Annotated in this window: 26 protein-coding genes; 20 read left to right on the top strand and 6 right to left on the bottom strand. The window is 68.4% G+C overall.

Features of this window, described 5'->3' with window-relative positions:
• Position 1: 1 nt before the first annotated feature.
• Positions 2–637: an ATPase gene (locus tag AC06FE_RS12090; protein ID WP_478073157.1), complete on the top strand. Its 636-nt coding sequence runs from the start codon at positions 2–4 to the stop codon at positions 635–637.
• Positions 638–680: 43 nt separating this feature from the next.
• On the opposite strand, the gene AC06FE_RS12095 is transcribed toward AC06FE_RS12090, so the two are convergent.
• The 4 genes from AC06FE_RS12095 to AC06FE_RS12110 form a co-directional block, all read right to left on the bottom strand.
• A complete protein-coding gene (locus AC06FE_RS12095; RefSeq protein WP_132863035.1) occupies positions 681–1,115 on the bottom strand; it encodes a hypothetical protein in 435 nt (144 codons plus the stop codon).
• A gap of 91 nt (positions 1,116–1,206) precedes the next feature.
• A complete protein-coding gene (locus AC06FE_RS12100; RefSeq protein ID WP_478073158.1) occupies positions 1,207–2,022 on the bottom strand; it encodes an amidohydrolase in 816 nt (271 codons plus the stop codon).
• 5 nt (positions 2,023–2,027) lie between these two features.
• Complete coding sequence (locus AC06FE_RS12105; RefSeq protein WP_132863033.1) at positions 2,028–2,339, bottom strand: hypothetical protein; 312 nt, start codon at positions 2,337–2,339, stop codon at positions 2,028–2,030.
• Positions 2,340–2,349: 10 nt separating this feature from the next.
• On the bottom strand, positions 2,350–3,498 hold the full coding sequence (locus AC06FE_RS12110; protein ID WP_192286043.1) for a pyridoxal phosphate-dependent aminotransferase: 1,149 nt from the start codon (positions 3,496–3,498) through the stop codon (positions 2,350–2,352).
• A gap of 164 nt (positions 3,499–3,662) precedes the next feature.
• On the opposite strand from AC06FE_RS12110, the gene ccmA reads away from it, so the two are divergent.
• The 18 genes from ccmA (at position 3,663) to AC06FE_RS12200 (ending at position 21,255) form a co-directional block, all read left to right on the top strand.
• Positions 3,663–4,322, top strand: coding sequence for a heme ABC exporter ATP-binding protein CcmA (ccmA, locus tag AC06FE_RS12115; RefSeq protein ID WP_478073159.1), 660 nt, complete (start codon positions 3,663–3,665; stop codon positions 4,320–4,322).
• Positions 4,319–5,014, top strand: a complete 696-nt coding sequence (gene ccmB / locus AC06FE_RS12120; RefSeq protein WP_313254526.1) for a heme exporter protein CcmB — start codon at positions 4,319–4,321, stop codon at positions 5,012–5,014. The genes ccmA and ccmB overlap by 4 nt, the downstream gene beginning before the upstream one ends.
• A gap of 51 nt (positions 5,015–5,065) precedes the next feature.
• Complete coding sequence (locus tag AC06FE_RS12125; protein ID WP_132863029.1) at positions 5,066–5,746, top strand: TetR/AcrR family transcriptional regulator; 681 nt, start codon at positions 5,066–5,068, stop codon at positions 5,744–5,746.
• A gap of 129 nt (positions 5,747–5,875) precedes the next feature.
• Entirely contained in the window at positions 5,876–6,919 is a 1,044-nt protein-coding gene (locus AC06FE_RS12130) for a DmsE family decaheme c-type cytochrome (protein ID WP_478073160.1), read from the top strand.
• A gap of 12 nt (positions 6,920–6,931) precedes the next feature.
• Complete coding sequence (locus tag AC06FE_RS12135) at positions 6,932–9,460, top strand: MtrB/PioB family outer membrane beta-barrel protein (protein ID WP_478073161.1); 2,529 nt, start codon at positions 6,932–6,934, stop codon at positions 9,458–9,460.
• On the top strand, positions 9,457–10,227 hold the full coding sequence (locus AC06FE_RS12140; protein ID WP_478073162.1) for a c-type cytochrome: 771 nt from the start codon (positions 9,457–9,459) through the stop codon (positions 10,225–10,227). The genes AC06FE_RS12135 and AC06FE_RS12140 overlap by 4 nt, the downstream gene beginning before the upstream one ends.
• Before the next feature lie 54 nt (positions 10,228–10,281).
• On the top strand, positions 10,282–10,734 hold the full coding sequence (gene azu / locus AC06FE_RS12145) for an azurin (protein WP_192286049.1): 453 nt from the start codon (positions 10,282–10,284) through the stop codon (positions 10,732–10,734).
• Between the two features lie 143 nt (positions 10,735–10,877).
• Positions 10,878–11,630 (top strand): heme ABC transporter permease CcmC, encoded by a 753-nt coding sequence (ccmC, locus tag AC06FE_RS12150; protein ID WP_192286050.1) that lies wholly within the window; start codon positions 10,878–10,880, stop codon positions 11,628–11,630.
• Positions 11,627–11,800, top strand: a complete 174-nt coding sequence (gene ccmD, locus AC06FE_RS12155; RefSeq protein WP_192286051.1) for a heme exporter protein CcmD — start codon at positions 11,627–11,629, stop codon at positions 11,798–11,800. The genes ccmC and ccmD overlap by 4 nt, the downstream gene beginning before the upstream one ends.
• Positions 11,797–12,264: a cytochrome c maturation protein CcmE gene (ccmE, locus tag AC06FE_RS12160; RefSeq protein WP_192286052.1), complete on the top strand. Its 468-nt coding sequence runs from the start codon at positions 11,797–11,799 to the stop codon at positions 12,262–12,264. Before ccmD ends, ccmE begins: the two co-directional genes overlap by 4 nt.
• Positions 12,265–14,199: a heme lyase CcmF/NrfE family subunit gene (locus AC06FE_RS12165; protein ID WP_192286053.1), complete on the top strand. Its 1,935-nt coding sequence runs from the start codon at positions 12,265–12,267 to the stop codon at positions 14,197–14,199.
• Positions 14,196–14,822 (top strand): DsbE family thiol:disulfide interchange protein, encoded by a 627-nt coding sequence (locus AC06FE_RS12170; RefSeq protein ID WP_132863021.1) that lies wholly within the window; start codon positions 14,196–14,198, stop codon positions 14,820–14,822. Before AC06FE_RS12165 ends, AC06FE_RS12170 begins: the two co-directional genes overlap by 4 nt.
• The gene (locus tag AC06FE_RS12175; protein ID WP_132863020.1) at positions 14,819–15,277 is read left to right on the top strand and encodes a cytochrome c-type biogenesis protein; all 459 of its coding nucleotides are present in this window, start codon (positions 14,819–14,821) and stop codon (positions 15,275–15,277) included. The genes AC06FE_RS12170 and AC06FE_RS12175 overlap by 4 nt, the downstream gene beginning before the upstream one ends.
• Positions 15,271–16,296 carry a tetratricopeptide repeat protein gene (locus AC06FE_RS12180; protein ID WP_478073163.1) on the top strand — a complete coding sequence of 342 codons (1,026 nt, stop codon included), beginning with the start codon at positions 15,271–15,273 and terminating at the stop codon, positions 16,294–16,296. Before AC06FE_RS12175 ends, AC06FE_RS12180 begins: the two co-directional genes overlap by 7 nt.
• Before the next feature lie 75 nt (positions 16,297–16,371).
• On the top strand, positions 16,372–17,496 hold the full coding sequence (gene metX, locus AC06FE_RS12185; protein WP_478073164.1) for a homoserine O-acetyltransferase MetX: 1,125 nt from the start codon (positions 16,372–16,374) through the stop codon (positions 17,494–17,496).
• Between the two features lie 95 nt (positions 17,497–17,591).
• Positions 17,592–18,425 (top strand): DNA ligase, encoded by an 834-nt coding sequence (locus AC06FE_RS12190; protein WP_192286056.1) that lies wholly within the window; start codon positions 17,592–17,594, stop codon positions 18,423–18,425.
• A gap of 131 nt (positions 18,426–18,556) precedes the next feature.
• Positions 18,557–19,189, top strand: coding sequence for a DUF1294 domain-containing protein (locus AC06FE_RS12195; protein WP_478073165.1), 633 nt, complete (start codon positions 18,557–18,559; stop codon positions 19,187–19,189).
• A gap of 89 nt (positions 19,190–19,278) precedes the next feature.
• Positions 19,279–21,255, top strand: a complete 1,977-nt coding sequence (locus AC06FE_RS12200; RefSeq protein ID WP_478073166.1) for a PEP/pyruvate-binding domain-containing protein — start codon at positions 19,279–19,281, stop codon at positions 21,253–21,255.
• Between the two features lie 435 nt (positions 21,256–21,690).
• On the opposite strand, the gene cydC is transcribed toward AC06FE_RS12200, so the two are convergent.
• Complete coding sequence (cydC, locus tag AC06FE_RS12205; protein ID WP_478073167.1) at positions 21,691–23,373, bottom strand: thiol reductant ABC exporter subunit CydC; 1,683 nt, start codon at positions 23,371–23,373, stop codon at positions 21,691–21,693.
• Complete coding sequence (gene cydD / locus AC06FE_RS12210) at positions 23,370–25,073, bottom strand: thiol reductant ABC exporter subunit CydD (protein WP_478073168.1); 1,704 nt, start codon at positions 25,071–25,073, stop codon at positions 23,370–23,372. Before cydD ends, cydC begins: the two co-directional genes overlap by 4 nt.
• 195 nt (positions 25,074–25,268) lie before the next feature.
• Between cydD and AC06FE_RS12215 the strand changes: the two genes are divergently transcribed.
• Entirely contained in the window at positions 25,269–26,852 is a 1,584-nt protein-coding gene (locus tag AC06FE_RS12215) for a cytochrome ubiquinol oxidase subunit I (protein WP_132863013.1), read from the top strand.
• The last annotated feature ends 14 nt before the right edge of the window (positions 26,853–26,866 follow it).

Genomic DNA, 26,866 nt, shown 5'->3' on the forward strand with positions numbered 1-26,866 from the left:
GATGGCACGGATCCTTGTCCTGGCCGGCGTCAATGGCGCCGGCAAGAGTTCGCTGCTGGGCATGATGCTGGCCGAGGACGGTGCCACCTGGTTCAACCCCGATGCGTTCACCCGGCAACTGGTCGAACGCGGATGGCCATTGGATGAAGCCAATGCCACCGCCTGGCAGGAGGGCACCCGCCGCCTGCGCGCGGCCATGGCCGATGACGTCGACTACGCCTTCGAAACCACGCTGGGCGCGAACACCATCCCTGCCCTGTTGCGTGAAGCCAGCGCACGACATGAAGTCAGCATCTGGTTCTGCGGACTGGAGAACGTCGAGCTGCACCTGCAGCGCGTGGCCGAGCGCGTGGCCAATGGTGGCCACGACATCCCCGAAGGCAAGATCCGCCAGCGCTTCGACAGCTCACGGATGAACCTGGTCGAGCTGCTCCCGCACCTGACCGCACTGCACGTCTACGACAACAGCCGCCCCGCCGATGCCGATGGCCAGGTCGAGCCGTTGCTGGTGCTGGAAGTGGAACGCGGCCAGATCCTCTGCCCCGCCACGCAGGAGGAGTTCGCGCAGGTACCCGAATGGGCCAAGCCCATCGTATGGGCAGCGTTGAAGGCGTTCCCGGTCGCCGTCGACGAATGATCTCGACGCCCGGCCGCAGGGCCGGGCATCGTGGTTCCAGGACTCAGCGGCGCTCGATCACGAACTTGCCGAAACCAATGCCCAGGCTCCAGCCACGACCGGTACCGGCCAGCGCCAGCGAGATGTCCCCCTTGGTCATCACCTGCGCATCGCTGGCACGCGACGCACTGGCATGCACTTCGGCCGCTGCATAGGTGCCAAGCAGGTCATTCAATGCATAGGCGCCGGTGAACCTGCCGCGCCCATCGGTGATGGTGGTGCGTCCCACGGTCAGGCCGCCGCCCTTGGCGGAGATCTTCACCGGGATGCTGGCGCCGTTGTCGCAGGTGATGGTGCCGGTGCCCTGCGAAGTCTTGTAGAACGCCGACCACCCCGTGAGGTTGTAGTGCAGCTCGCAATCGATGTTGCCGGCGGCCTGCGCGGCCGGGGCCAGCCCGACGGCGGCCAACAGCAACAGCGCAGCGGTCATCTTCTTCATGGTTGCTCCTTCGGTTGCGTGAACCCGGGCCGAGCCTAGCAGCCGGCCCGAGGCGTGCGCATGGCGGCCGCGATCGTGGCCGTGCGTGCGTTCAGCGAGCCACGACCGGCCCGGCCAGGGTGAAGTCGTCCGCGTCCAGCATCGCCGGGAAGCGTTCGCGATGGGCCGCCAGGGCCTGCGCCGAGATCGTCGTGGTCACCACCTGCTCGCGCTCGCGGATTTCCAGCTGCGGCTGGCCGAGGAAGTCGATCACCGCGCTGTCACCCGAATAGTGCAGGCCATTGCCGTCCACGCCGACGCGGTTGACCACGGCCACGTAGCACAGGTTCTCGATCGCCCGCGCGCGCGCCAGCGTCTGCCACGCATAGGCGCGTGCCGAGGGCCAGTTGGCGACGAAGATCTGCAGGTCGAAGTCCATCTGCCCGGCGCGCTCCACGTCGTAGCGGTTGCGGCAGAACACCGGGAAGCGCAGGTCGTAGCAGATCTGCGGATTGATCCGCCATCCCTTCAGTTCGACGCTCAGGCGTTCGTTGCCCGCCGCATAGCGCTTGTGCTCGCCGGCATAGCGGAACAGGTGGCGCTTGTCGTAGTACTGCAGCTGGCCATCGGGCGTGGCCCACAGCAGGCGGTTGTAGACGGCGCCACCCTCACGCAGCTGCACGCTGCCGGTGACCGCCGCGCCCAGCGCGCGCGCCTGCTCCACGATCCACGCCACGGTCGGCCCGTCCATGCCCTCGGCCTTGTCGATGGCGTCGTTGGAGAAGCCGCTGGTGAAGGTTTCCGGCAGGATCACTAGGTCGGTGCTGCCGGCCAATGGCGCCAGCAACGCGGCGTAGTGCGTGCGGTTGCCGGCCGGGTCGTGCCAGCGGGTGTCGCCCTGCACGAGCGAGATACGGAGGTCCTGCATGATCGTCATTGTCCTGTAAGCGAAGAAGCGAGGATCGCGCCAAGCGCCATGCCGGCGCCCAGCAGCGGCACCAGCCATTGCAGCCGGGCGACCCATCGATTGCGCGGCTGGCGCCGCTCCTGGGCATCGAGCAGCGCCAGGTAGGTCCGGGTGTAGCGGTTGAAGCTGCCGCGCACGGCCAACCAGCCGTCATCCACCGCCACCCCGCGCGCGCGCAGCCCGTCCTGCACGACCGAGAAGAACAGCCAGCCGCGCAGGGCCACGGCGGCCAGGAAGCCGCCGAACAGCACGCAGAACAGCCACTGGCCCACACCCACGCCGGCCGCCTCAGAGCGCCTGCAGGCGCGCGATGGCCGCGTCCAGGGTGGCGTCGTTCTTGGCGAAGCACAGCCGCACCAGGCGCTGCCCGGCTGGCGGGGTTTCGTAGAACGGCGACAGCGGGATCGCGGTGACGCCCTTCTCGATGGTCAGCCACTTCACGAACTCATGGTCCGGCAGGTCGCTGATGGCCGAGTAATCGACCAGCTGGAAGTAGCCTCCCGGCACCGGCAGCGGCTTCAGGCGCGTGGTCAGCAACTGCGCGCGGAAGCGGTCGCGCTTGGCCTGGTAGAACGCGCCCAGCTCCAGGTGGTGCTCGGGCTCGTCGCGGATCATCGCGGCAAAGCCGTACTGCGCCGGGCTGTAGGTGGTGAAGGTGTTGTACTGGTGCACCTTGCGGAACTCGGCGGTCAACGCCGGCGGTGCGATCGCGTAGCCGATCTTCCAGCCGGTGCAGTGGTAGGTCTTGCCGAAGCTGGAAATGACGAAGGCGCGTTCGCGCAGCTCCGGGTAGCGCAGCGCCGATTCGTGGCGGGCACCGTCATAGATGATGTGCTCGTAGACCTCGTCGGAGACCAGGTAGATGTCGGTGCCGCGCAGCACCTCAATCAACGCCTGCATGTCCTGCGCCGACAGCATCGCGCCGGACGGGTTGTGCGGGGTGTTGACCATCAGCATGCGGGTCCTGGGCGTGATCGCCGCGCGCACCTTGTCCCAGTCCACCGCGAAGGTCTGCGGATCCAGCGCGACGTGCACGGCCCGCGCGCCGGCCAGGTCGATGGCAGGCTCGTAGCAGTCGTAGGCCGGGTCGAGCACGATCACTTCCTCGCCGGCCCGCACCACCGCATGGATGGCATTGAAGATGGCCTCGGTGCCGCCGGAGGTGACAGTGATCTCGCTGTCCGGGTCGACCTGCGCGCCATAGCAGTCCAGTGCCTTCTGCGCGATGGCCTGGCGTAGCGGCGCCACGCCGGTCATCGGCGCGTACTGGTTGAACCCCTCGCGCATGGCCTTGGCGGTCTCGTCGATCAGGCGCTGCGGTGCCGGGAAATCGGGAAAGCCCTGGCCCAGGTTGACGGCGCCGTGCTCGGCGGCCATCTGCGACATCACGGTGAAGATGGTGGTGCCCACCTTGGGCAGCTTGGTCTGCGGTTGCATCAGTACGTACACACCAGGGGGAAAACCGCGAGTTTACGCAATGCCGATGGCAACGGTGCCGTTCCGGCCATGACCCAACCGCATGAGGGGCCGGGTCTATAATGCCCGGCCCCGATGCGCCAGCCTGCCTGCGCTCCCACCCAAGGACGGAAGCGCCCGATCCAATGACCGACTCGCCGAACACACCGCCACTGCTCGCCGCACGTGGCCTGCGTTTCACCCGCAATGACGACCCGGTGTTCGGCCCCCTGGATCTGCACGTGGATGCCGGCGAAGCCCTGCTCGTGCAGGGCAGCAACGGCGCCGGCAAGACCACCCTGCTGCGGGTGCTGGCGGGCCTGCTGCACCCGGACGCCGGCCAGATCGACATCGATGGCCGCCCGGCCAAGGCCCAGGACCGCTCGCGCTACATCGCCTACCTGAGCCACCTCACCGCGCTCAAGCAGGACTTGGGCACGCTGGAGAACCTGCATTTCCTGTGCGGGCTGCAGGGCCGCCGCGCCCGCCAGATGCCCGGCAACGCGCTGGCCATCGTCGGCCTGGCCGGTTACGAGGAGACCCTGGTACGCCAGCTCTCCGCCGGCCAGAAGAAGCGGCTGGCACTGGCCCGCATCTGGCTGTCGCCGGCACCGCTGTGGCTGCTCGACGAGCCCTACGCCAACCTCGACCTGGATGGCATCAACCTGGTCAACCGCATGATTTCCGCCCACCTGCGCAGCGGCGGCGCCGCCCTGGTCACCACCCATGGCGCCTACGCCGCCCCGCCGGTGCGCAACCGCACCCTGGTGCTGGGCCGCGCGCCCGGGAACGAGGACGCCGCATGAGCCTGCCCGGTCCCCAGCCCACCCTGTTCACCGCCGCCCGCGCCTTGCTGGCGCGCGACCTGCGGCTGCTGTGGCGGCGCCGCGGCGATGCCGCGCAACCGGTGCTGTTCGCCCTGCTGGTGGTGGCCTTGTTCGCGCTGGCCATGGGCGGGGAGGAAAGGCAGTTGCAGGGCGTGGCCTCCGCGGTGCTGTGGCTGGCGATCCTGCTGGCCGGCCTGCTGTCGCTGGATACCCTGTTCCGCAGCGACGCCGAGGACGGCTCACTGGAGCAATGGCTGCTTGCACCGGTGCCGCTGGCCTGGCTGGTGGCCGTGCGGGTGTTCTCGCACTGGCTGACCACGGCCTTCCCGCTGGTGCTGGTCAGCCCGCTGCTGGCCGAATTGATGCACTTGCCCGCTGCCCAATTGCCAGTGCTCGTGACCTCCCTGGCGCTGGGCACCCCACTGCTGAGCCTGCTCGGTGCGGTGGTCGCGGCACTGACCGTGGGCATGCGCCGGGCCGGCATACTGCTGGCCCTGCTGGTCCTGCCGCTGTACGTGCCGGTGCTGGTTTTCGGGGCCGGCGCGGTATCGGCCGCGGCCCAGGGACTGGACCCGGGCGGCGCGCTGCTGATGCTCGGCGCCGGGCTGGTCGTCGCCGCGTTCCTGGCCCCGCTGACCGCCGCGGCTGCGATCCGGATCGCGAACTCGTAACCGCAAACGGCGCTATCCTTTCGCTCGTTCTCACTGAATAGCAGCGATCACATGACCGACCGGCTGTCTCCAGAGTCTTCCCCCACCGCCAAACCCAGCCTGCCTCCGCGCCCTGCGGTCGAGCTGCAGCGTCGCGGTGAACTGCGGGTGGAGAAATTCCTGGACGCCGCCACCGAGGTGTTCAACGAGAAGGGTTACCAGGCCGCGCGGTTGTCGGACATCGTCAAGCGCGCCGGCGGCTCGATGGCCACCCTGTATCGTGCCTTCGGCGACAAGGTCGGGCTGGTGCATGCGCTGATGGAGCGCAGCATCGACAACTTCGGCCGTAGCCTGGACGAGTTGGCGCAATCCACGTTGCCGCCCGAGCAGGCACTGGAAGAAGCCGCGTACCTGATGGTCGAGGAGATCCTCACCCCTTCGCGGATCGCCTGCCACCGCGTGGTGATCTCCGAAGGCATGCGCCTGCCGGAACTGCGCGACTGGTTCCAGGCCCATGGCATCGAGCCCATGGAGGCGCGCCTGAGCCGCTACTTCCGGCGCGAGACCGACGCCGGCCGCTTGTACCTGGAAGACCCGGAGCGTTCGGCGCACCTGTTCTACATGATGGTGATCGGCGGGGTGATCCTGCGCTCCACCAACGGCCGCATGAGCCCGGACGACATCCCGCGCGCCAAACAGCAGGCCCGCCTGGCCGTCCGCCTGTTCGTCGCAGGCGCCCTGCCCCGAAGCTGAACCCCAGCTTGCTGCGTTGCAGCTTGACCGCAGCGAACCCCGTCACGAAATTAGGGCGTAACCGTAATTACGCTGCACTCACCAGCGTTGCCACCCACCCGTCGGCAGGGGCAACACAAGGAGGGGAACGTGCGGGTCTATCTGGCATTGTTGATGCTCGTCGCGACCGCGGTGTTGATATCGGTTGCATGGCTCGCGCCGGTCAAGGCGGACGCATCCGGGCAGGCGGTCAAGCTGCCTGAAACCCATTTCGCCTCCACCCAGTCCGGCCACGGTTTCAGTGCCCCGCCCGGTTTTGCCGACGCGGTACCCGCGCGCAACCTGGCCCATCCCGATGCCAAGGCGGTCGGCCAGCAGGTCTGCACCGCCTGCCACAGCCAGGAGAGCGGCAACTTCGCCCACACCGCGCATGCGGCCGGCATGCAGGTCGCCCTGGCCGCCAATCCGGCCACCGCCACCTGCGAGGCCTGCCATGGCCCGGGCTCGGTGCATGCCGCCAACCCCACCCAGAAGGGGGCGATCATCGCCTTCAGCCACGAGGGCGGCACACCGGTGGCCAACCAGACCGAAAGCTGCCTGGGGTGCCATGCCGGTGGCCCGCGCGACGCCTGGCTGGGCTCGATCCACCAGCGCAACGACCTGTCGTGCAGCGATTGCCACAACCCGATGCAGAAGTTCTCGGCCGAAGGGCTGACCGCCAAGCAATCGGTGAGCGAAACCTGCGCCACCTGCCACAAGGACATCCGCCAGCAGTTCAACCGCCGCTCGCACATGCCGCTGCCGGAAGGCGCGATCAGCTGCGTGGACTGCCACAACCCGCACGGCACGCTCAACGCCACCCTGCTCAAGACCGACACCGTCAACGAGACCTGCTACCAGTGCCACGCCGAGAAGCGCGGCCCCTTCCTGTTCGAACACGCGCCGGTGCGCGAAAGCTGCCTGAACTGCCATCAGGTCCACGGCTCCAACCAGCATGCCCTGCTGGTCGCGCCGATCCCGATGCTGTGCCAGCAATGCCATTCGCACACCCGTCACCCCAACGACCTGCAGACCGAAATCTCGCTCGGCGGCGCGATGACGCCGGACGAGCGCCTGATGGGACGCGGCTGCATCACCTGCCACGCCCAGGTACACGGCTCCAACCACCCCTCCGGCCCACGTCTGCACAAGTAACGGGAGAAGGACATGTGCACACGGAAACGTTCGCGCACCTGCCGCTGGTCCTTGCTGTCGCTGGCGTTGCTCGGTGGCCTGGCGCAGGCCCAGGACAGTGGCGCCGGCATCGACCTGCAGTTCGGCAACTGGCTGGACCCCAGCGGCCGCATCGGCTGGGACGGCTGCGATCCGGATGGCGCCAGTTGGCTGAGCGCCGAGCCCAAGCGCACCCCGACCGGGTTCCTGTACGGCTGTGCCCCGCACATGCCCACCGAAAAGCCGCTCGGCGACAATGGCTGGACCTACAGCGGCAACGTCGGGCTGGGCTACCTGCACGTCAGCGGTGACGAGGCCAATACCCACTGGCGGCGCTTCCGCGACCCGGACGACGGCCTGATCCTGCAGGCCAACTTCAGCCTCAAGCGCGCGGCCGACGGCAGCTATGCCGACGTCCGGCTGAGCCGGCTGGAGCGCGACAACCAGTACTACCGCGCAGTGTTCGGCCAGGCCGGCCGCTACAAGGTCCAGGCCTTCGTGCGCAGCACCCCCAACGTGCTCAGTGGCAATGCGCGTTCGATCTGGGACGGTGTTGGCAGTGCCCACCTGACCTTGAAACCCGGCTTGACCGCCGCCGGCAGTACGCCCGCGCAGGTGGCAGCCCTGTCGGCGGCACAGCCCTTCACCACCCTCAGCGTGGTGCGCGACAAGCAAGGCGTGAGCATCAACTACCTGCTCAACCCGCGCTGGACCGGCTATGCCAGCCTGACCCACGAGGAACGCAAGGGCGCGCGGCCGTTCGGCGGCCCGTTCTTCTTCAACTACCCGTTCCCGGCCAATGGCGGCATCTACGAGATCCCACGCCCGATCGACGACAGCACGATGAACGTGATGGGAGGCTTCCGCTTCGTCGGCAACGTCTGGCGCAGCGACTTCAACTACACCGGCTCGTTCTTCCGCAATGCGCACAGCGCCTACGACTACCAGGTGCCGTATGGCCTGTACTCGGTGGCCGGCGCGTCCACCCCGGCGCTGTACTCCGGCTCCTTCGCCAACGAGCCGGAGAACGACTACCACCGCCTCGGCGTCACCGTCAGCCGCAAGCTGCCGGCATGGAACGGCGACTTCTCGCTGGCGATGGCGCTGACCACCATGCGCCAGAACGACCGGCTGCAGGCGCCCATGGACTGCCAGGGCCAGTTCGGCCAGAACCTGGCGCCGCCCTTCATCTTTGACTGCGCCAACTGGAACACCACCGACGCGCTGTCGCGCAAGCGCGCCGACCTGGCGATCAACAACCAGAAGCTGGACGCGCGCCTGGTGCTGCTGCCCAGCGACAAGCTGACCTGGCGCAGCACCGGCCGCTACCTGCGCGAGGACTATGCCGGCACCTACTGGGCCTACAACCCGCTGACCGGGCAGTACGGCTACATCGCCGAGAACGGCGCGCAGGGCAGCGTGGTCCCCGGCGAGATGGGGGTCTGGGACGCCGGCGCGAACGCCTCGGTGCTCACCCGCATCCGCAACCTGCCCCTGGACAAGGAAACCCACGAGCTCTCCAGCGGCGTGGACTACCGGCTGGACAACAGGAACACGCTCTCGGCCACCTACACCTTCACCCGCATCGAGCGCGCGCACCGCGAGGTCGCCACCACCCGCGACAGCATGATCAAGCTGGGCTGGAACAACCGCACGCTGGACTGGCTGACTCTGCGCGCCAACTACACCTACCTGGACCGCAGCGGCAGCCGGTACTACTACGACCCCTACGCGTTCACCTTCTCCTCGTCCCTGCCCGGCTTCACCGGCGAGGACGCATTGAGCCCGCACACCGTTTCGGCCTTGCGCAAGTACGACATCGCCTCGCGTACCCAGCAGAAGCTGGACCTGATGGCCACCTTCATCCTGCCACGCGACATGACCGTCTATGCCTCGTTCCGCGGTGACCGCAACCACTACGACGCGCAGATCGGCCGCCAGCGCTTGGACACCTATGCCAGCAGCCTGCAGTGGGAGTGGCAGCCCAATCCGGCCACGACCACCAGCGCGTGGATCGGGCACGACCGCTCCACGCTGGACGTGGCCAACGTCAACGACGCCACCGGCACCGATCCGGCCCTGGGCGGCGTCACCTACCCCGACGCCAACCGCTGGTGGATGAGCGACACCCAGCGCAACCACTACGCCGGGCTGAACCTCACCCGCCGCATCGGCCGCGCCACGCTCGACCTGGCCTGGAACTGGACCTACTCCAAGGGCCGCACGCGCTACCGCATGGCCTCCCCCGACGCGCTGACCGTGCCGGCCAATGCCGCCCAGGCCAGCGGCGGCTATCCGTTGATGGTCTACCGGGTCAATTCGCTGACCGCCGGCCTGTCGGTCCCGTTGAACGAACGCATGCGCATGCGCTTCTTCGATACCTGGGAGCGCGGCAATCTCTCCGACTGGCACTACTTCGGCTTCGAGGACACGCTGGTGTATGACCACCGCGTCTATACCGATGGCGGCCCCTCCAGTTACAAGGTCAACCAGGTCGGCATGTTGTTCGAGGTGGCCCTATGAAGGCGCTCTGGCTGCTCACCGCACTGGCCGTTGCCGGCACCCAGGCCGTGCTCATGGCCGCCCCGCAGGACGCGGGGACACCTCCACCGGCACCGGTCGCCGAACCCGGCACGCCGGTGCAGCCGCCGACCCGCTACGACCTGCGCCGCGCCCATGCGCCGGCCGGCGACGCGCAGGCCGGCAAGGCCAAGGCCGAGGTCTGCGCGGCCTGCCATGGCGCCGAAGGCATCGCCATCGCACCGATGTTCCCCAACCTGGCCGGACAGCGCGCCGACTACCTGTACTGGAGCCTGCACGCCTACAAGAGCGGACGCATGCCCGAGTCACCGATGACCGCGATGGCGGCATCGCTGGAGGAACAGGACATCCGCGACCTGTCGGCCTACTACGCGCACCTGCCCGTGCCGCCCCCGCCTGCCGACGCGCCGCTGCTCGAGATCGACCCGGCCTTGGCCGCATCCGGACAGGGCATCTACATGAACGGCGAGCCGGCCAAGGGCATCCCACCCTGCCAGGGCTGTCACGGCAGCGATGCACGCGGCAATCCGTTGGCCGACCAGCGCGACCGCAGCGGCCGCGCACCGTATGCGGCCTACCCGCGCCTGCGCGGACAGCAGAACGACTACCTGCAGGCCCGCCTGCAGCAGTTCCATGACGACGCCATCGATGCCTCGACCAACAGCCGGGTCATGCATGGCATCGGGCGCCAGCTGGATGCCGACAGCATCAAGGCGGTTTCCACCTGGCTGTCATCGCTCAAGGAGTAACACCCGCCCCACGCGCCGGGTTCCGGCGCTCCACCCCTGTCCGAGGAGTTGCAGATGAAGTCCCGTATTTTCCTTGCCCTGCTGGCCGTGGGCGGCGCGTTCTCCGCCCATGCCGCCGACACCTGTTCCGTGAACCTGGAGGGCAACGATGCGATGAAGTACAACCTCGCCAACATCGACGTGCCCAGGAGCTGTGCCAACTTCACCATCAACCTCAGCCACACCGGCAAGATGGCCAAGAACATCATGGGCCACAACGTGGTGGTGGCCAAAACCTCGGACATGGCGGGCATCGACACCGACGGCATGCGCGCCGGCCTGGCCGCCGATTACCTCAAGGCCGGCGACAGCCGCATCATCGGCCACAGCAAGGTGGTCGGCGGCGGGGAGTCCACCACGGTATCGATCCCGGTCGCACGCCTGGTCGCCGCCGGTGCGCCGCTGTCGTTCTTCTGCAGCTTCCCCGGCCACTCGGCGATGATGAAGGGCACGGTCACCCTCAGGTGAGGTGCCGGGCCTCGGCCAGATCGCCCGAATTCGGGTATCTTGCGCTGGCATGACTTCAGCAACGGCATCGTGATCGCTACGGTGCCCAGCCGGCCGGGCGCCGCAGCGTGACCCGGCCATCGTCTTCCTCAGCGAGCGCGCGGATGTTCAAGGGTTTGATCGGTTGGTTCCACAAGCTGGGTTCCCCGGCGTACTTCGATACCTTTGCCGCCCGCTGGTCGCCGTGGTGCTACATCGCTTCGCTGCCGTTGTTCGCCTGGGGCCTGTGGCAGGCGCTGGCGGTGGTCCCAGCCGACTACCAGCAGGGCGACAGCTTCCGCATCCTCTACATCCACGTGCCGTCGGCCTGGATGAGCCTGTTCGTGTTCGGCCTGATGGCCTTCTACAGCGCCATCGCGCTGATCTGGCGCATCAAGCTGTGCGAGATCCTGGCCATGGCCTGCGCGCCCATCGGCGCCGCCTTCACCCTGATCACCCTGCTCACCGGCAGCATCTGGGGCAAGCCGATGTGGGGCACCTGGTGGGACTGGGACCCGCGCCTGACCACCGAGCTGATCCTGTTGTTCCTGTACCTGGGCGTGATGGGCCTGTATGGCGCCATCGATGACCGCCGCGCCGCCGCACGCGCCGCTGGCCTGCTGTCCATCGTCGGGGTGGTGCTGCTGCCGGTGATCCGTTACTCGGTGGTGTGGTGGAACTCGCTGCACCAAGGCCAGACCATCCGCGTGTTCGGCGAATCGAGCATGGACGGCAGCATGATCCTGCCGCTGTGGCTGATGGTGCTGGCCACCAAGTTCTGGTTCGCCGGTTCGCTGCTGTCGCGGGCACGCGCCGACAACCTGCGCCGCGAGGCCGGCAAGGCGTGGCTGCGCGAGCGCGTGGAGAAATCGGCATGACCTATTTCAAGTACGTGGCCATGGCCTACGCGGTGTTCTTCATCGTGCTGGCATGGGACTTCATCGTGCCGCGGCTGCAGATCCGCCGGCAGCTGCGTCAGGCGCGCAGCCGGGTCGCGCGCGCGCGCCAGGCCACGCAGGTAGCGGTGGACGAGGAGTTGAGCCGATGACGCCCACCCAACGCCGTCGCCTGCTGCTGGTGGTGCTGGTGCTGGCCGTTGCCGGCGTCGCCGTCGCGCTGGTCACCGCCGCCCTGCAGCGCAACATCGCCTACCTGTACACGCCTGCCGAAGTGCAGTCCGGCCAGGTTCCGGCCGATGCCCGCTTCCGGCTCGGCGGCATGGTCGCCAAGGGCTCGTTCAAGCGCGAACCCGGCGCGTTGCTGGCCCGCTTCGACGTCACCGACGGCGATGCGATCCTGCCGGTCACCTACGACCGCATCCTGCCGGACCTGTTCCGCGAAGGGCAGGCGGTGGTCGCCACCGGGCGCATGGCCAACGGCGTGTTCGTCGCCGAGGACGTGCTGGCCAAGCACGACGAGACCTACATGCCCAAGGAACTGGCCGACAAGATGGGCCAGGCCCACACCAAGCACCAGGTCCCCGCCACCCCGCCTGCCACGGGAACGCCCTGAGTGCTTGCCGAGATTGGACAGGTCCTGCTGATCCTCGCCCTGCTGGCGGCATTGCTGCAGAGCGTGCTGCCGCTGATCGGCGCGCAGCGCCAGGCGCCGGCCTTGATCGCCACCGCCCGCCCGGCCGCGATGCTGCAGCTGACCATGCTGCTGGGTGCGTTCGTGGTGCTGACCATCGCCTTCGTGCGCCAGGACTTCTCGCTGCGCTACGTGGCCGAGAACTCCAACTCGCTGCTGCCGATGATCTACCGCTATTCGGCGGTGTGGGGCGCGCACGAAGGCTCGCTGCTGCTGTGGGCGCTGGTGCTGGCACTGTGGACGGCGGCCGTGGCCGAGTTCTCGCGCAAGCTGCCGGCCGACGTGGTGGCACGCGTGCTGGCGGTGATGGGCATCATCAGCGTGGGCTTCATCGCCTTCCTGCTGTTCACCTCCAACCCGTTCGCGCGGTTGCTGCCGGCCCCGGCCGAAGGCCACGACCTCAACCCGCTGCTGCAGGACCCGGGCCTGATCATCCACCCGCCGATGCTCTACCTGGGCTATGTCGGCTTCGTGGTGCCGTTCGCCTTCGCCATCGCCGCCCTGCTCGACGGCCGCATCGACGTGCGCTGGCTGCGCTGGACCCGGCCGTGGACCAACGTGGCCTGGGCCTTCCTGACCATCGGCATCGCGCTGGGCAGCTGGTGGGCGTACTACGAATTGGGCTGGGGCGGCTGGTGGTTCTGGGACCCGGTCGAGAACGCCAGCTTCATGCCGTGGCTGGTCGGCGCGGCGTTGATCCATTCCCAGGCCGCCACCGAGAAGCGCGGCGTGTTCATCGGCTGGACCCTGCTGCTGGCCATCGCCGCCTTCGCGTTGTCGCTGCTGGGCACGTTCCTGGTCCGCTCCGGCGTGCTGACCAGCGTGCATTCGTTTGCCGCCGACCCGGCACGCGGCCTGTTCATCCTGGTGTTCCTGGCGCTGGTGGTCGGCGGCTCGCTGCTGTTGTACGCGCTGCGCGCGCCCACCGTCGGCGGCAACAGCCGCGATTCCAACCGTGCCTTCGCGCTGAACTCGCGCGAGGGCCTGCTGCTGGCCAACAACCTGCTGCTCGCCTGCGCCTGCGCGATGGTGCTGCTGGGCACGCTGTACCCGCTGCTGGCCGACGCGCTGGACCTGGGCAAGGTTTCGGTCGGCCCGCCCTACTTCGGCACCCTGTTCCTGCTGCTGATGGCGCCGCTGGTGCTGCTGGTGCCGGTCGGGCCGCTGACCCGCTGGCAACGTGAGCAGGGTCTGCGCCCGCTGGCGCTGCTGGCACCGTGGGCCGGGCTGGCGCTGCTGCTGGGCGTGATCGGCTGGTACATGGCACCGCAGGGCAAGCTCAAGACCGCCGCCGGCCTCGCCGCCGCCGCCTGGGTGTGCCTGGGCACGCTGTATTACCTGTGGACGCGCCTGCGCAACAGCGGACGCCTCAATGCAGAGACGCTGGGCATGCTGGTCGCCCACCTGGGCATCGCCGTGTTCCTGGTCGGCGCGCTGCTGGTGGAAGCGCTGAACGTGCAGCACGAGGTCGCCCTGGCCCCCGGGCAATCGGTCCAGGCCGGCCGCTACCAGCTGGTGTTCGAGGGCGTGGATGCCACCGACGGCCCCAACTACCACTCCGACCGTGGTCACCTGAAGGTGCTGCGCGATGACCGCCAGGTCGCCCTGTTGCACCCGGAAAAACGCATGTATGCCAGCGGCGGTCAGGCCATGACCGAGGCCGGCATCCATCCGGCGCTGGGTGGCGATGTGTACGTCGCACTGGGAGAATCACTGGGTAATGGCGCCTGGGCCGTCCGGGTGCAGATCAAACCCTTTGTCCGCTGGATCTGGTTGGGCGCGGCGCTGATGGCGCTGGGCGGTTTCATCACCGCCGTCGACCGCCGGTTCCGCAGGCTCCCGGAGAAGTCCCGATGAACACCCCCGCCCCCGAATCCAACAAGCCGCACCGCCTGCCGCCCGTCGCCATCGCGCTGGGCGCGCTGTTCTTCCTCGGCCTGCTCGGCCTGATGCTGTACGGCGTCAGCCGCTCCGGTGCACCGGACCGCGACAGCCTGCCTTCGGCGCTGATCGGCAAGCCCGCGCCGGCGTTCTCGCTGCCGGTCCTGCACGACCCCAACGTGCACGTCACCGACGAACAGCTGCGCGGCGCACCGTACATCCTCAACGTCTGGGGTAGCTGGTGCCCGACCTGCCGCGACGAGCACCCGATCCTGACCCGCTTCGCCGAGACCAAGCGCGTGCGCATGATCGGCTACAACTGGAAGGACAACCGCGACGACGCCCTGCGCTGGCTCGAACAGCTGGGCAACCCTTACATGGTCGTGCTGGCCGATGAGGAAGGCCGCACCGCGCTGGACTGGGGCATCGCCGCCGCACCGGAAACTTTCCTGGTCGACGGCAGCGGCATCGTGCGCTGGAAGTACAGCGGTGCGATCAGCCAGGACGTGCTGGACCAGCAACTGATACCGGCGCTGGAAAAGGTCGAGGCCGAAAGCGGCGGCCGCCATGTCGCGCCGGACTTCGGGGTCAGCCGATGAAGGCAGTGGCCGGCCTGCTGGTGTGGCTGTGCCTGGCCATTGCCGCCCAGGCGCAACCGGCCGGCGACCCGACGCCGCTGCAGTACCGCGACCGCGTCGAGGAAACCCGTTTCCACGCCCTCACCGCCGAACTGCGCTGCGTGCAGTGCCAGAACCAGTCGTTGGCCGACTCCAACGCGCAGATCGCCCATGACCTGCGCCGCGAGGTGCTCACCCTGATGCAACAGGGCCGCAGCGACGCGGAGATCAAGCAGTTCCTGGTCGATCGCTATGGCCCGTTCGTGCTGTACCGCCCGCAGCTGGAAGGCAGCACCCTGCTGCTGTGGTTCGGCCCGGGCCTGTTGCTGCTGGCCGGGGCGGTGGTGCTGGTGCTGTACGTGCGCCGTCGCGCGCGTGCCGTCCCTCTCGCGCCGGACGCCGGCCGTGACACCAGCCAGGATGATCGCCAATGGTGAGCACCACGTTCCTGATCGGCGCCGGGATGCTGGCGGCCATCGCCACCGGCATCGTGCTGTGGCCGCTGTGGCGGGATGGCAAGCGACGGATCTGGGGCACGCTGGTCGCCGCCGCCATCGTCGCCACCCTGGGCCTGTACCAATGGCTCGGCACGCCGGCCGCCCTGCAGCTGCCCGATGGCCAGAGCGCCGACGCCCCGCGCACCCTGGAGGAAGGCATCACCCAGCTGCAGGCAGCCCTGGAGAAAAACCCCGCACGCGCCGACGGCTGGCTCCTGCTGGCGCGCTCGCAACTGGAGCTGGGCCGCACCACCGAGGCCGCGGCCGCCTACGAACGCGCGGTGCAGCTGGCACCGGACGAAGCCCCCTTGCTGGTCGAGGCCGCGCAGGCGCGGGCACGGGCCAACCCGCAGTCCCTGTTCGACGACACCGCCGTGCAATGGCTGCAGCATGCGCGGCAAGTGGCACCGGACAACGAACGCGCGATCTGGCTGACCGGCATCGTGCAGCGCCAGCGCGGCCAGGACGAAGCCGCCGCGGCCACCTGGGAGAGCCTGCTCAGCCGCCTGGAGCCGGCCGCCGCCGCCGCGCTGCAGGAGCAGATCGACATCGCCCGCGGCAAGACACCGACCCTTGCGCAGGCACCGGCCACCCCGACCGCCAGCACCTCGCCGTCACCGGGCCTCAGCGTCACCGTCATCCTTGCCCCTGCACTGGCCGCACGCGCCGCGGCAGGCCAGGACACGGTATTCGTCATCGCGCGTGTGCCCGGTGGCCCACCGATGCCGGTCGCCGTGCAGCGCCATCCGGTCCAGGCCAGCCCGTTGACCGTCACCCTCAGTGACGCGGATAGCCCCATGCCTACCCAGAAGCTGTCCGAACTCAGGCGGGTGGAGGTTTTCGCGCGCCTGTCGGCCAGCGGCACCGCCATGCGCCAGGAAGGCGACGTGGAATCGGCGCCGATCACGCTCGATCTGCCCACCGACAAGGTCATGCAGATCACGCTCGGCCAACCCTGAGCGCGACATATTCAAATAGCCGCCGGTTATCTGGATGGGCATCGCCCATTTCCCCTGCCCCGTTAAAATTGGCCGATGACTGAATTCATCCCCGAAGGCAGCCGCTTTCACGCCCTCGCCTCGCCTTTCCCGATGAAGCGCGGCGGCGTGTTGCATGGCGCCCGCGTCGCTTACGAAACCTGGGGCACGCTCGATGCCCAGGCCAGCAATGCCATCCTGATCGTCACCGGGCTGTCGCCCGATGCCCATGCCGCCAGCCATGCCGGCAACCCGGCGCCGGGCTGGTGGGAACCCATGCTTGGCCCCGGCAAGCCGATCGATACCAACCGCTGGTTCGTGGTCTGCGTCAATTCGCTGGGCAGCTGCAAGGGCTCCACCGGCCCCGCATCGCCGGACCCGGCGACCGGCCAGCCGTACCGGCTGAGCTTCCCGGAGCTGTCCATCGAGGATGTGGCCAATGCCGCCGCCGACGTGGTCAAGGCCCTGGGCATCTCGCAGCTGGCCTGCCTGATCGGCAACTCCATGGGCGGCATGACCGCGCTGGCGCTGCTGTACCAGCACCCGGGCATCGCCCGCAGCCACATCAACATTTCCGGCAGCGCGCAGGCCCTGCCGTTCTCCATCGCCATTCGCTCGCTGCAGCGCGAGGCCATCCGCCTGGACCCGGCCTGGAACAACGGCGACTACGACGAGGAGCACTACCCCGAGTCGGGCATGCGCATGGCTCGCAAGCTGGGCGTGATCACCTACCGCTCGGCCTTGGAATGGGATGGTCGCTTTGGTCGCGTGCGACTGGATTCGGAGCTGGCCGACGAGGACCCGTTCGGCATGGAGTTCCAGGTCGAAAGCTACCTGGAAGGCCATGCGCGCCGCTTCGTGCGCCGCTTCGACCCCAACTGCTACCTCTACCTGGGCCGCTCGATGGATTGGTTCGACCTGGCCGAGTACGCCGGCGGCGACGTGCTGGCCGGGCTGGCGAAGATCCACGTCGAGCGGGCGCTGGCCATCGGTGCCAACACCGACATTCTGTTCCCGGTCGAACAGCAGCAGCAGGTTGCCGACGGACTGCGTGCCGGCGGCGCCGACGCCCGCTTCATCGGCATGGACTCGCCCCAGGGCCACGATGCCTTCCTGGTCGACTACGACCGCTTCGGCCCTGCGGTACGCGACTTCCTGCAGTCCCTGCCGACAACCGCCTGATCCCCGGGCCTACGCCACGCCGCGGGCGCGGCCGATGGCCTGATCACGGTGCCCCGAACACGCTGGCGACTCTTCCCCGAACGAGAGTCGCCACCATGGTGTCGCGCCTGTTGCTGTGCCTCCTGCTGTTGACCTGCGGCCCGCTGCACGCCGCCTCATCGCCCTTGATGTCCGCCAGCACCTGGCAGGACGGTCCCGACGTCACCCGCTTCTGGGTCAGCGAGAAACTCGACGGTGTCCGCGCCCGCTGGGATGGTCGGCAACTCCGCACCCGCACCGGCAGCGTGATACCCGCGCCCGTCTGGTTCACCCGCGGTTGGCCGGTGCAGGTGATGGACGGCGAACTCTGGATCGCGCGCGAACGCTTCGATGCCACCAGCGCCATCGTCCGCAGCAATCCCGCCCGCGACGACGCATGGCGACAACTGCGTTTCATGGCCTTCGACCTTCCGATGCAGCCAGGCACGTTCAGCCAGCGCCTGGCTGCATTACAGGATGTTGTCGAACAAAGCGGCAACCCGCACCTGGCCCTGGTCGAGCAACGTCGCCTGGCCGACACGGACAGCCTGCACCGTCACCTGCGCAGCGTGGCGGCAGGCGGTGGCGAGGGATTGATGCTCCACCATGAGGACAATCCCTACCGCGATGGTCGCAGCAATGGGCTGTTCAAGCTCAAGTTGTTCGAGGATGCCGAAGCACGCGTGATCGGCTACGTTCCCGGCAAGGGCAAGTACACCGGCATGGTTGGCGCACTGTTGATGGAGATGCCGCAGGGGCTGCACTTCCGCCTGGGCAGCGGATTGAGTGACGCGTTGCGCCGCACGCCGCCACCGGTCGGCAGCCAGGTCACTTACCGCTACAACGGGCTGACACCCAACGGCCTGCCGCGCTTCCCCCGCTTCCTGCGGGTACGGCATGCCAACCAGTGACACCCCGGCCTGGAACAGGCGATGCCGGTTCCAGGCTGGACGCGCCCCCCGGCGCGTGCCTGCCCCACCGGTCACTATCGCCGGCCGCGTGATTGGGCTCCAATACACCCCTCCGAACCACCACGCCGACGATGCGCTACCAGGGACGACTGCAGGACTGGAACGACGACAAGGGCTTCGGTTTCGTCACCCCCAACGGTGGCGGCGAACGCGCCTTCGTCCACATCAAGGCGTTCGACCAACGCGGGCAGCGCCCCTCCAACGGCGCGCTGATCAGCTACGCGGTGCGCAAGGATGAACGCAACCGCCTCAATGCCACCGCCGTGCGCCTGGCCGACACGGCGGGCGCCCGCGGCCGCAATACGCCTGCATCCAGGGGAAGATCCACCACGCCCGGCCGCCACGCACACCACCTGCCACGTATCGCGCTGGGTCTTTCGGCCCTGCTGTCGCTCGCAGCGTGCGGGTGGCTGGAATGGATACCGGCATGGTCCGCGCTGGTCATCGTCAGCCTCAGCCTGGTCGCCCTGCTGCTGTACGCGCTGGACAAGGCCGCCGCGCAGCAGGGCCGCCGGCGCACTCCTGAAAACACTCTGCACCTGGTGTCGCTGCTGGGTGGCTGGCCCGGTGCGCTGATGGCGCAGGGGTTGTTCCACCACAAGCACCGCAAGCGGTCCTTCCAGGTCGCGTTCTGGCTGACCGTGCTCATCCATTGCGCGGTGCTCTACCTGCTGGCGTCCGGCCGCTTCACGCGCGTCCACTGAGCCGGCTCCCCGGCGCCATGCCATCGGAACGGGACCTCTTCACGGTGCCGTCGTATCATGGCCGCCGTTTGCCGCGTTCCACCGGACTCATGGACAGAGCCTTCCGCCCCCTTCTTCCCCGCCTGCGTGCCGGTCTGTTTGGCCTGGCCACGCTCACCGTGCTGTGCATTGCACCGGCGTCCGCGCAGACGGCACGCAAGCCGTCATCCTACGAACATGCCCCGCAGGCTCCCAGCGCCGCCTCACGGCAGGCACCGGACTTCCTGTCACGCATTGATGGCCGCGAGGACTTCATGCGCCTGGCCCGTGTCTACAACGTCGGCACGCCACTCGAGATCCCGCACCTGATCTTCGTGATCGATCGCCAGCAGGGCGATCGCATGTACTACATCAACACACCGCGTTTCCCGCTGCACGAGACCTTCGTACGCCGCGAGAAGCTCATGCCCCAGCTGGACAAGGCCACGCTGGCGGCGCAGTACCGCGATCCGCAGCGGCGGTTCCTGTTCGGCACCCTCAGCTGGCAACGCGCCCTGCCCGGCTACGTACATGAATTCTGGGAAGGCGACCAGCTCACGCCGGAACTGCTGCGGCTGGCCGACGCCCGTGTCCGTGCCACGTTCCAGGACGCGATCCGATTCAAGAGCAACTCCACCCAGCAGGAACAGGCCGCCCGTGCCGCGGGCGTCGCGTTCATCACCCAGGAAGCGCTGCTGCGTGAGCAGGTCTTCCTGCCGTTGAACACCGGTCGCGCGCAGGGCCGCCTGCGCATCGTGCGTTCGGTGGAGCAGGCCGGCGAGCTGTCGCCGCAGGACATCGTGGTACTGGATGAGGTCCCCATCGCGCTGCCACCGGTAGCCGGGCTGATCACCCAACGTCCTTCCACCCTGCTCTCGCACGTCAACCTGCTGGCCAAGGGGTGGCGGATTCCCAATGCGTATGTCCGCGATGCACAGGCCGAGCTGCGCCGCCATGACGGCCAATGGGTGGAGCTGGAGGTCAGCAACACCAACTACAGCGTGCGCCCGGCCACGCGTCCGGCACGCGTACCCGCCAGCACCGCGCAGCGTCCAACCGCCAGCCTGCCGCGACCGGACCTGTCGGTCAGTGCGCTCAAGCCATTGGCCGAACTGCGCCGGGGCGACAGCCGCCATTGCGGCGTGAAGGCCGCCAATCTCGGCACGCTCCGCGCCGCGCTGCCGCCCGATGCGCGTGTGCCGGACGGCTTCTGCATTCCGTTCTCGCGCTACCAGGCCTTCATGCAACGCCTGCGCATTCCCGAACGACTGGCCGCGTTGGAGCAAAGCCCGGGCTTCGCCAGCGACGCCTCACGCCGTCGCCAGGCGTTGACCGAGCTGCGCGAGGCCATCGCCAATGCGCCTGCGGACCCTGCGCTGGTCCAGCTCGTGCAGAGCCAATGGCAAGGCCAGTTGCGGAGCGCCGGCGTGTTCGTGCGCAGCTCGTCCAACTCCGAGGACCTGCCCGGCTTCAGCGGTGCCGGCCTGTACACGACCGTTCCCAACGTCGTGCGCGCCGATGCGTTGGTCAAAGCGGTGCAGACGGTGTGGGCATCGGTCTACAACTTCGAAGCCTACGAAGCCCGGCGCGTGGCAGGGCTGGGGCAGGACGCGGTGGTCATGGCGGTACTGGTGCAGCAGGCCGTGCCTTCGGACAGCTCGGGCGTGATGATCACCCGCGATCCGTTCGATGCTGGCCGTCGCAACATCACCTACATCTCGGCCAAGCGCGGGCTGGGCATCCGCGTGGTGGAAGGCAAGCGCCAGGCCGAACAGGTGATGTATTCCAGCCGCTCGCGGGCGGTGCAGGTGCTCAGCCGTTCGGCCGAAGACACGCAGCTGGTCACCGATCGCAACGGCGGCGTGCGTGAGGTCGCCCTGCCCGCTTCACGCCAGGTACTGAACGACGCATTGGTCGCACGGCTTGCCGCCGTTGGCCGCAGAACCCGGCAAGCCCTCGGCGGCGCCGAGCAGGACATCGAGTGGGCGGTGGTCGGCAACGACATCCTGATCCTGCAATCGCGCCCTTACGTGGACGGTAGCCGGTAACCCCCAGCAGGCGTCGCCCTTCCAAGGACCTGCCGCAGCGCCAGCTTCGCGGCTGAAGCCGCTCCCACCCGCAATCCGGACGACCGCAGCAACCGCCCCTTCCGTTGGCGCAGCCATGGGGAGGATTGGGGAGGGGCTGCCCTTCCGACGACCTGCCGCAGCGCCAGCTTCGCGGCTGAAGCCGCTCCTACCCGCAATCCGGACGGCTGCAGCAACCGCCCCCTTCCGTTGACGCAGCCAAGGGGAGGGTTGGGGAGGGGCTGCCCTTCCGACGACCTGCCACAGCGCCAGCTTCGCGGCTGAAGCCGCTCCTACCCGCAATCCGGACGACTGCAGCAACCGCCCCCTCCCTTTGGCGCAGCCAAGGGGAGGGTTGGGGAGGGGTCGCCCTTCCAACGATCTGCCACAGCGCCAGTTTCGCCGCTGAAGCCGTTTCTACGGCGCGGCGGGGTCCAACTCCAGCAACTGCCCTTGCTGCAGGCGGTACTCCCGGTGCACGACGCCTGGCGGCAGGCGGTCGTGCGTGATCATCAGCAGGCTGCGCGAACCCAGGGCCGCGGCCAGGTCCGTCAACAGCGCATGCGCGGTGTCCACGTCCAGCCCTTCGGTGGGTTCATCGAGCACCATCAGCGGCGCATCGCGCAACAACGCGCGGGCCAGCGCCAGGCGTCGCGCCTGCCCGGCCGACATCGTCGCGCCGTTCTCGCCGACCCATGCCAGCAACCCGCCCTGCTGGCGCGCCCATTCGCCCAAGCGGACCTGTTCCAGCACCTGCCACAGCGTGTCGTCGCTGGCATCCGGGCGGCCAAGGCGCAGGTTCTCGGCAATGCTGCCGGCGAACACCGGCGCGCCCTGCGGCAACCACGCGATCTGGCGATGCCAATCGTCCTGCGCGAACCGGCGCAGGTCCACGCCGCCGTAGCGCACACTGCCCTGCCCCGGGTCCCACAGCCGCAGCAGCAACGCCGACAACGTGGTCTTGCCGCTGCCGCTGTCGCCACGAATCGCCACGCGGTCTCCCACTGCAAGGTGCAGGTCCACGCCGTCCAGCAGGCGCCGGCGCTCGCCAGGCCAAGCGAACACCACCTGCTCGAACACGACCGATGCATCACCGGCCGGCACCGACGCCGGCGTCGCGGCCTCGGGCACCGACGGTGGCTGCTCGATGATCTGCTGCAGGCGTCCTCCGGCCACGCGTGCGGACTGCCACGCCTGCCAGGCGATGCCGCTGCCTGCAGCCACCTCCAGCAACGCCACCGTCATGAACACCAGCGCCGCCGCATAGGGCGCTTCTATCCGCCCAGCCTCAAAGGCGGACAGCGCCAGCCACAACATCGCCAGCAGACCCAGCCCCGACAAGACGGCATGCAGGACGTTGCCGCCGATCAGGCGGCGACGGCGCCGCCGGTCACGACCAGCCACTTCGCATGCGGCCGCATCGACACGTGCGATCCAGGCGTCGCGCGCGTGTAGCGCGGTGAGGTCGGCGACACCTTCCAACCCTTCATAGGCGAGCGTGCGCAGGGTCGCACGGCTCTGCGCACGTTGCGCCTCGCCGGCATCCCCGCGTCGCACCGCCAGCAGCGGCACGCCCACGCCCACCAGCACCGCCAGCACCAGCAACAACAATGCCGCCGGCCAGTAGATCAACGCGGCGGCGATGATCGCGGCCACGCACATGCCGGCCAGCGCCAGCAACGGCCCCAGCGCGCGCACCACCCAACCGTCCATCTCGCCGATATCGGACATCAGCCGCGCCAGCAGTTCGCCGGTACGGCTGCTGCCCAAGCGTGCCGGCGCGAGCGGCAAGGCGCGCCGGAAGAACCACACGCGCAGGTCCCGGGCAATGCGCAGGGTGGCCTCGTGCCCGACCAGCTTCTCGAAGTAGCGCGACACGATCCGCGCCATCGTCAGCCCGCGGATCCCCGCCGATGGCGAGAAGAAGTTGAAGGTCGCGCCCATGCCCAGCGCACCGGCCAGCGCCGCCCCGGTCAGGAAGCCGCCGGACAGCCCCAACAGGCTCACCCCGGCCAGCATCGTGGTAAACAGCAGCACGATCGACAGCAACAACCACCCGCGCTGCCGGCCGAACACGCTCCGCATGTCATCGCCGCTCATGCACGCCCCCCCGGCTGCTGCAGGTCGATGATCGCGTCGGCCCAGCGCATCGCCGCCTCGCTGTGGGTCGCCATCAACACCGTACGCCCCCGCGTATGTGCGGCCAGGGCCTGCAGCAGGTCGGCCTCGGTCTGCGGATCAAGGAACGCGGTGGGCTCGTCGAGCAGGAGCAGGTCCGGCTCTCGCAACAGCAGCCGGGCCAGGCCGATGCGACGCGCCTCGCCGCCGGACAGGCCAAAGCCGCGCTCGCCGATCACCGTGTCCAGGCCCTGCGGCAGGTCCCGGGCAAACCGCATCACCTGCGCCACCTCCGCCACGGCCTGCAGCCGCGCGTCACTGACCGACGGGTCGGCCAGCCGCAGGTTGTCGGCGATCGAACCGTGGAACAGGTACGGGCGCTGCCCGGCATAGCCGACCCTGACCCCCTCGCGCAGCACGATCCGGCCCTGGCGGGGCGGCAACCATCCCGCCAGTGCTTCCAGCACGGTGCTTTTGCCGCTGCCGCTGGGCCCGACCAGCGCCACGCGCTGGCCATCGGTGAGGGAGAGAGAGAAACCACGCAGCACATCCTGCGCACTGCCCTGCGGGCGCAATGTCGCGCCCTGCACCCGCAACAACGGCGCATGCCGCTGGGTCGGTTCCTGCCCGGTGGACGCGGTGTCGGCCGGCCCCGGGGCAAGGCGGGTGTCCTCGGCCAGCAGCCGCTCCACTTCCGCCGCCGCCGCCAGCGCGTTGGCCCGGTCGTGGTAATGCGCGGCCAGCCGCCGCAACGGGGCGTAGAACTCCGGCGCCAGCAGCAGGCAGAACATGCCGGTACCCAGGGTCGGCACGCTGGCATGCAGCGACATCATCCCCAGGTAGCTCAGGCCCAGGTACAGGGCCACCATCGCCACACTGACCGAGGCGAAGAACTCCAGCACGGTGGAGGACAGGAAGGCGATCCGCAGCACCTTCATGGTCCGCACGCGCACCCCGTCGGCGGCCTGCGCGATGCCCTGCAACTCGGCATCCCCGCGCCCGTACAGGCGCAGCAGGCCCAGCCCCTTGATGCGATCGGCGAAATGCCCGCTCATGCGCGCCAGCTCGCCGAGCTGGGCCCGGCCGGCGGCCTCGGCACCCCAGCCCACCAGCATCATGAAGAACGGCACCAGCGGTGCGGTGAACAGGAAGATCACCGCCACCACCCAGTCCACCCAGGCCACCGCGACGGCGATCAGCAGCGGCACCACCACCACTTCCACCCGTACCGGCTGGAAGCCGGCGTAGTAGCCCTCGATGGCGTCACCGTGGGCCAGCAGCAGCTCGCCCAGCTCGCCGCTGCGCTGGCGTCGCTGCCACAGCGGGCCGCGTGCCATCAGCCGCCGGTAGACCTGCTCGCGCAGCGCCAGCCGCGCACTGTCGGCCACGTCTCCGGCGGCGGACTGGGTCAGGCCGCCCAGCAGGCTGCGCGCCACCAGCACCGCGGCCAGCAGGCCGAAAACGTGAACTGCCTGCACGATGGGCAAGCGCTCCACTACTATGCTCTGGATCAACCAGGCAATGGCCCCGGCCTGCACGATCAGCAACGCACCCGAAGCACACACGGACAGGGCCGCCAGCCGCTGCCGTGGGCGGGCCCCGGCGGCGAGGGAGGCCAGCCATTGCTGATGCTGGCGACGCTGCTGGCGCAACGCTTCGCCCGGATGTGGAACTTCGCTCAAGATTGGCAACTCTGGTGAAGGAAATCTGCCTGATTGTAAGCAAGCAGCACCTCGTCCGCCGGCAACCGCACCTTCGCGGTTGCGCACGACCGTCACATTGATCCAGATCAAGGCACGGCAATGCATGAACCCGGAGCATTCTGTCCATAGAACCCCCTCCAGCCCCATGACGCCCACCCACGAGGTAGATAGGCCATGATTGATCCAACAGTCGTAGAACTGTCGCGGTTGCAGTTCGCGCTGACCGCGATGTACCACTTCCTTTTCGTCCCGCTCACCCTGGGCCTGTCCTTCATGATCGCGATCATGGAGAGCGTCTATGTCATGACCGGCAAGGACGTCTGGCGCCGCATGACCCTGTTCTGGGGCGTGCTGTTCGGTATCAACTTCGCCATGGGCGTGGGTACCGGCATCGTCATGGAGTTCCAGTTCGGCATGAACTGGTCCTACTACAGCCATTACGTCGGCGACATCTTCGGCGCGCCGCTGGCCATCGAAGGCCTGATGGCGTTCTTCCTGGAAGCCACCTTCATCGGCCTGTTCTTCTTCGGCTGGGGCCGGCTGTCCAAGGTGCAGCACCTGACCGTGACCTGGCTGATGGCGCTGGGTACCAACCTGTCGGCACTGTGGATCCTGATCGCCAACGGCTGGATGCAGCACCCGGTAGGTGCCGTGTTCAACCCGGAAACGATGCGCATGGAAGTCGTGGACTTCATGGCCGTGCTGTTCAACCCGGTGGCACAGGCCAAGTTCGTGCACACCGTGTCGGCCGGCTACGTGACCGGCGCGGTGTTCGTGATGTCGATCAGCGCCTTCTTCCTGCTGCGCAACAAGCACCATGACGTCGCCCGCCGCTCGTTCGCGGTGGCGGCGGCCTTCGGCCTGCTGTCCTCGCTGTCGGTGGTGGTGCTGGGTGACGAAAGCGGCTACGCCGCCAACGAGCACCAGAAGATGAAGCTGGCCGCGATCGAAGCCATGTGGGAGACCGAGCGTGCCCCGGCCGACTTCACCGCCTTCGGCATCCCGAACCAGCAGACCCACCAGAACGACTACGCGGTCAAGATCCCGTACCTGATGGGCCTGATCGCCACCCGTTCGCTGGACAAGCCGATCCCGGGCATCCTGGAACTGGTCGAGCGCGCCGAGCACCGCATCCGCGGCGGCCAGCTGGCCTACGGTGCACTGGAGCGCATCCGCGCCAACAAGAACGACGTCGAAGCCCGTGAGATGTTCGACCGCCATTGGCAGGACCTGGGCCACGGCCTGCTGCTCAAGCGTTACCGCGAGGACATCCTCAACGCCACGCCGCAGGAGATCTCGCAGGCCGCGATGGACACGGTGCCGACGGTGGCCCCGCTGTTCTGGACCTTCCGCATCATGGCCGGCCTGGGTTTCTACCTGATCGCCTTCTTCGCGGTGGCCTTCTACTACTCCTGCCGCCACAACTTCCAGGACAAGCGCACCTTCCTGAAGATCGCGCTGTGGACGCTGCCGGCCCCGTGGATCGCCATCGAATGCGGTTGGTTCATCGCCGAGTACGGCCGCCAGCCGTGGGCCGTGGATGGCGTGCTGCCGACCTTCTACGCCGCATCGGGCCTGGCCCTGCACCAGATCGTCATGACCCTGGCCGGCTTCACCGCGCTGTACACGGTGCTGATGATCATCGAGATCAAGCTGATGCTGAAGGCCATCCGCAAGGGCCCGGACGACATCCTGCCCTCGCTGCAGCCCTCGGCTGCTTCCAACAACGCCGCCTCGCCGGCCACGCGCCAGGCATAAGGCAGGAGAACACT

The organism is Stenotrophomonas sp. Steno-C18 (genome assembly GCF_056393195.1).